This window comes from Companilactobacillus mindensis DSM 14500 (genome assembly GCF_001434275.1).
GTDB lineage: Bacteria > Bacillota > Bacilli > Lactobacillales > Lactobacillaceae > Companilactobacillus > Companilactobacillus mindensis.
Genome location: NZ_AZEZ01000067.1, coordinates 1 through 1,656, shown reverse-complemented (window position 1 = coordinate 1,656; position 1,656 = coordinate 1). Strand labels below are relative to the sequence as shown.

The 1,656-nt window shown below is 50.2% G+C and carries 1 rRNA gene; it reads left to right on the top strand.

The features are described from left to right. The first annotated feature begins 22 nt into the window (after window positions 1-22). A 16S ribosomal RNA gene (locus FD29_RS06140) occupies window positions 23-1,589 on the top strand. The last annotated feature ends 67 nt before the right edge of the window (window positions 1,590-1,656 follow it).

Below are 1,656 nucleotides of genomic sequence, written 5' to 3'. Positions count from 1 at the left end.
TTTTTTATGAGTCACAAACTTTTAATATGAGAGTTTGATCCTGGCTCAGGACGAACGCTGGCGGCATGCCTAATACATGCAAGTCGAACGAACCATCCTGAAGATTGAAGCTTGCTTCATGATTCAGACCTTGGTGAGTGGCGGACGGGTGAGTAACACGTGGGTAACCTGCCCTAAAGTGGGGGATAACATCTGGAAACAGGTGCTAATACCGCATAACAACAGTCTTCACATGATCACTGTTTAAAAGATGGCTCTGCTATCGCTTTTGGATGGACCCGCGGCGTATTAGCTAGTTGGTGAGGTAAAGGCTCACCAAGGCGATGATACGTAGCCGACCTGAGAGGGTAATCGGCCACATTGGGACTGAGACACGGCCCAAACTCCTACGGGAGGCAGCAGTAGGGAATCTTCCACAATGGGCGAAAGCCTGATGGAGCAATGCCGCGTGAGTGAAGAAGGTTTTCGGATCGTAAAACTCTGTTGTTGAAGAAGAATATGCGTGAGAGTAACTGTTCACGTACTGACGGTATTCAACCAGAAAGCCACGGCTAACTACGTGCCAGCAGCCGCGGTAATACGTAGGTGGCAAGCGTTGTCCGGATTTATTGGGCGTAAAGAGAATGTAGGCGGTTTATTAAGTTTGAAGTGAAAGCCCTCGGCTCAACCGAGGAAGTGCTTCGAAAACTGGTAAACTTGAGTGCAGAAGAGGAAAGTGGAACTCCATGTGTAGCGGTGGAATGCGTAGATATATGGAAGAACACCAGTGGCGAAGGCGGCTTTCTGGTCTGTAACTGACGCTGAGATTCGAAAGCATGGGTAGCAAACAGGATTAGATACCCTGGTAGTCCATGCCGTAAACGATGAGTGCTAAGTGTTGGAGGGTTTCCGCCCTTCAGTGCTGCAGCTAACGCATTAAGCACTCCGCCTGGGGAGTACGATCGCAAGATTGAAACTCAAAGGAATTGACGGGGGCCCGCACAAGCGGTGGAGCATGTGGTTTAATTCGAAGCAACGCGAAGAACCTTACCAGGTCTTGACATACCATGAAAAGCTAAGAGATTAGTCTTTCCCTTCGGGGACATGGATACAGGTGGTGCATGGTTGTCGTCAGCTCGTGTCGTGAGATGTTGGGTTAAGTCCCGCAACGAGCGCAACCCTTATTATCAGTTGCCAGCATTCAGTTGGGCACTCTGGTGAGACTGCCGGTGACAAACCGGAGGAAGGTGGGGACGACGTCAAATCATCATGCCCCTTATGACCTGGGCTACACACGTGCTACAATGGTCGGTACAACGTGCTGCGAACTCGCGAGGGCAAGCAAATCACTTAAAACCGATCTCAGTTCGGATTGTAGGCTGCAACTCGCCTACATGAAGCTGGAATCGCTAGTAATCGCGGATCAGCATGCCGCGGTGAATACGTTCCCGGGCCTTGTACACACCGCCCGTCACACCATGAGAGTTTGTAACACCCAAAGTCGGTGGGGTAACCCTTCGGGGAACTAGCCGCCTAAGGTGGGACAAATGATTAGGGTGAAGTCGTAACAAGGTAGCCGTAGGAGAACCTGCGGCTGGATCACCTCCTTTCTAAGGATATGATGCGTAAGCATCAACGGAATACACAATCGTTAAAACTTTGTTTAGTTTTGAGAGG